This is a genomic window from Syntrophomonas sp. UBA5494 (assembly GCF_002426325.1).
Window position 1 is genome coordinate 1 of sequence record NZ_DIPG01000110.1, and the last position, 4430, is coordinate 4430.

Below are 4430 nucleotides of genomic sequence, written 5' to 3' on the forward strand. Positions count from 1 at the left end.
AATCCCGCGGTCAAACAGGGGCAGGAGATTTATCATCTCAAAATCCCCGATAGTGCCGAAAATCATAGTCACATTGATCAACAGGCATCCCAAAAAGCCCAGGAGGGCATAGCGTATAATGTTTTCGATCCCCAGAATAACCCCATACATACAGAGCAGAATATAGATAAGGCATATAACCAGGAAGGGTGTTTCTATCAGGAAATATTCCTTAAGATGCAAAGTCATCACATTGGCAGATACTGCGAAGCCTAGGGAAAAGAATGCCGCCAGCATCAGGCCCGCCAACTTGCCCGGCCATTTGCCTATGACTTGTTCCACGATTCCGATTATGGTCAGTTTGGAAAACCTTGAACTGAGGAAGACGATCAACAAGAGCATCAAAGTACCTGCTGCAAAACCGATGGCCATAGCCGTCCAGGCATCCCCTCCCACCCGTCTGGCAGTAACCCCGGCGGTTATGCCGATGGCTTTGGGAAAAAGCAGGTTGGGAATGAGCAGAAAGTATTGCATTCTATCTATTTGCACTTTGGTCATGTTAAGATCGCTCCTTATAGTTTCTCTGCGGGATTTGATTGAGGGTGCTGGAGTCGATGGAGACGTTGACCACTACCTCCACTTCAACTTCCGGGAATGTTTCGGCCCACCGATATTTTAGGTCCTGATTCCACTCCTTCTTGTGCTGCACATGCACGGTACTGCCAAATTTCAGCACATCACTTCTGAACTCCTTTTGAACCTTGCTGACGCTCGAGCGAACCTCTGTAGCGATCTGCTGTTCCGCCAGCCCTTCCAGGGCGCTTTTAAACTCATCCATAGTTAACGAGCTAGAAATGTCTTCTTCGGTGATGTGTCCGGTTCCCGAGATTTCTATAGTAAACTCAGGCATATCCTGGTTGAGCCGGGATTCGATTTTGGCATGTACTGACCTCATCTCCACAGCCACCGCTTTAACACTGTTTTCGGGATGGGGCAGTGAGATTACTGAATTGGGCTCTTCGCCCAAAAACCAGGACAGTCCCCGGGCTTCATCTGCGGAAAGATACCCCAGCATTCTGGTGTTGTGGAAAACCGCCATCCCTGATATCTCGATCTGCTCCACAATATTTTCCGATACATTGGCGAGACCGGCTTCAGTCAGGGCCTGGTTTAAGGTGAGGCGGGAGATCAATATATGATTGTTTTCATCTGAAAAGTCATGAAATACATTGAGCAAATCGCTGGGCAGACCCAGGCCGGTCAGTTTTTGAAATCTGAATACTTCGGTAATGGCCCTGCCCGGGATATTACCCATGCCGGCATTGCTTTTGATAATGTCGCTGGCCTGCAAGGGTGTGATGGCCACCCAGGTTTTCATACGCAGTTCGTAATTATGGGTGAAAAAGTCGATTACCGGGGTGATATCTTCTCTGGCCAGGGATTCTCCCACAACGATTATGTTGTTATGCGCCCACATAATGCGCTGGGAGGAAAAACGCGCGATTTCCCGGATAGCATCAAAAATGGTCCTGCCTTCGGCACTTGCTATCCAGACCTGTGACTCGTTTTTCTCTTTGTCTCCGCCGCCGCTGGAACCTGAGCCTTGGGGATTGGCAACTTGAACCGTTACCCAAAATAGATTGGGATCCCGGGAGGATTTATCGATCCCCACCGCCATAACCAGGCCTATTTCATTGATTTCCCGCATGTCCCAGCAGCCCCCCGGCAACAACAGAGTGATTAATAATACTGAAAGAATTAGCTTGCGCATCATGGCCTGCCTTTTTATTCTGATTAGTTGTTATTACCCGAACTGCCTGGTTGTCTGACGCTGTCTTGAGGCCGGGTGGTCTCGGGACGTTTTTTCATTTCCGTATATGGCGCCCTGAGCAGGGTATCCTTTTGGGGATCTTTTTGATAGGGGCTAATGGGCGAGTAATAAGGCGTACCTAATGACCTTAGTGAAATCAAATACAGGGTCATAAAAATAATTGCCCCCAGGTATCCGAAGATTCCGAATAGAGCAGAACTAAGCAACACCGGAAAGCGCAGCAAACGTATGGTATTGCTCATGGCAAAAGAGGGGATGGCATAGGATGCAATAGCCCCGGTAGCAACTGCGATAACCAGTGCCGGCCCTATCAAACCGGCTTGAACTGCGGCCTGGCCAATCACCAGGGTTCCCACTATGCTTACGGTTTGTCCCAGGGCTTTGGGAAGCCGCAGCCCGGCTTCATTCATTACTTCCAATAGGATTTCCATAATGAATGCTTCTATGGCTGCCGGGAAAGGCACTCCTTGCCGGTCGGCAGCGATTTTTAAAGCCAGCGAAGTCGGCAGCATTTCCTGATGAAATGATGTTAAAAGCACATAGGCGGATGAGCTGGATACGGCCAGAAACATAGCCAGGAGCCTGATCCATCTCCAAAAAGTGCCCAGAATATATTTCTCATAATAATCAGTAGGGGACTGCAAAAAATGCCAGAAGATCGTGGGGGCGATTACTACAAAGGGCGTATTGTCGGCTATGAGCACGATTCTTCCTTCCAACAATGCCGCTGTGGCCTTGTCAGGCCTTTCGGTGCGCAGCATTTTGGGGAATATGGAATACTTGGAATCTTCGATTAGCTCTTCAATAGTATTGCTGGCTATAATGGCGTCGATTTTAATCTTTCCCAGACGGGTTCTCAATTCTGTCAATATCTCATCATTAGTCAGACCCTCTATGTATACCAGAGCGATATCGGTTTTAGTCCGGTCACCGAGGCGCATGGCCTCAAAACGCAGACCGTAGTCTCTGATGCGCCGTCTGATCAATGCCATATTAGGCACCAGGTCTTCCACAAAACTGTCCTTGGGGCCTCTTATTTCCACTTCCGAGGTGGGTTCGCTGATGGTTCTTGACTCCCAACCGGTATTGGCCAGGATAAAAGCGCCGGGATATTTGTCTATAAACAGTACTGAATTCCCGGAAACGATGGCATCACAAATTTCGGTCCAGTTCTGGCTCGGTTTTATCCCCGCAATGAACAGAGATGATTTTATGAAGTCGGGCAGGGTGATTTTTTTGACCCGTTTTTCGGTTCCGATGCGATTTGGTACGGTCAATGGTCTGATAATGGCATCTTCAAGTTCGGTGATATTGATCAGGCCTTTAATGTATACGATAAGCGCACTGCAGCTATCCAGGGCAGGGATAAGCAGATGACGGTACTGAGTATCCAAACCCTGACCAATGGTAGTGATCAAATATTGCTCGTCCTTGCGCAAATCTCCGCTTATCTTCTGCTCCAAAATTATCCACCAAATTCTCAAAATGATCAGGTCTTCATAATATTACATAATATTGTTTGCCCAATACCCGCCTGGAAAATACAAAAGGGGCGGACATATGCCCGCCCCGGTGTCCCAGGGAGAAGGTCTTACTACAGGTTTAAATGGTAATCTTGGCCCGTTCCCGCATAAAAGCGATCTCGCGATCAATGTCGCCTTGAATTTCGGCGATGCGCTCTTTAGCATCAGGGCCTTTAAGCAAGCGGTTGAAGCGGCCCTGCTTCATTAAGTATTGATCTACCGGGGCAGCGTCTTTCTTGCCGTTGATGATAAGTGAACTGGGGTTGTTAAAGCTGATTTTGCCGTTTTCCGCTTCCCATAACAGCCAGGCGCCGCTGCGCACAGCCATACGGCTCATCTGCACGGTTTCAGGCATATCGAACTGCCAGCCTAAATAGCAGGGGGCCAGAATTTCAATGTATTTCATGCCGGGAATGTTTTTGGCTTTTACCACCTTGTCGTACAGGTCGCCGGGATAAGCCACGGTAGCGGTAGCCACGTAGGGAATATTGTGCTCTAGCATCAAGAGGGCCATATTTTTCTTGGGCTGGCGCTTGCCGCTTGGAGTGGTGGTGGTGAAGCTACCGCGCGGGGTGGCGCCGCTGCGTTGTACGCCGGTGTTGCTGTAGGCTTCGTTGTTATAGCAAAAATGAATGATATTATCGTTGCGCTCGGCTGCGGCTGAAAGCGCCTGGAAGCCGATGTCATAGGTGCCGCCATCGCCCACCCAACTGAATACGGTAGGGAGCTCGCCTTGCAGGCGGCCCTTTTCCTGCAATATTTCAACCGCGTGGCTGATACCGGAGGCCGAAGAGCCAGCCGACGCAAAGGTAATATTAATGCAAGGCCAGTTGTAGCCTAGTTTGGGGGTCATGCCCATGCTGGCCACCGAACAGGAGGGGGTCAAGAGCATGATGGCGTTTGGACCCAAAGCTTTGCCCACCATGCGCAAGGCCATGGTGGCGGGGCAGCCGCCGCAGGCCCCGTTGCCGCTTAAAACCTGCTCAATATCCGGCAGTTTTTTAATACTGGTAGTCATATCTCATCCATTCCTTTCATGGTCCGGGCGCTTTATTCATCCATCATGGCCCGAATCTCGGCGGCCATGAAGCGGCGGG

The 4430-nt window shown here is 49.8% G+C and carries 4 protein-coding genes; all 4 read right to left on the reverse strand.

Annotated features, from left to right (window positions below):
- Positions 1-537 (reverse strand): GerAB/ArcD/ProY family transporter (locus B3W37_RS12135; protein WP_483175963.1); only part of this gene is annotated, 537 nt, incomplete at its 3' end.
- A gap of 1 nt (position 538) precedes the next feature.
- Entirely contained in the window at positions 539-1753 is a 1215-nt protein-coding gene (locus B3W37_RS12140) for a Ger(x)C family spore germination protein (RefSeq protein WP_483175965.1), read from the reverse strand.
- Between the two features lie 20 nt (positions 1754-1773).
- A complete protein-coding gene (locus tag B3W37_RS12145; RefSeq protein WP_483168581.1) occupies positions 1774-3273 on the reverse strand; it encodes a spore germination protein in 1500 nt (499 codons plus the stop codon).
- A 139-nt stretch (positions 3274-3412) separates the two neighbouring features.
- Positions 3413-4351, reverse strand: coding sequence for a thiamine pyrophosphate-dependent enzyme (locus tag B3W37_RS12150; protein ID WP_483175967.1), 939 nt, complete (start codon positions 4349-4351; stop codon positions 3413-3415).
- Positions 4352-4430 lie beyond the last annotated feature (79 nt).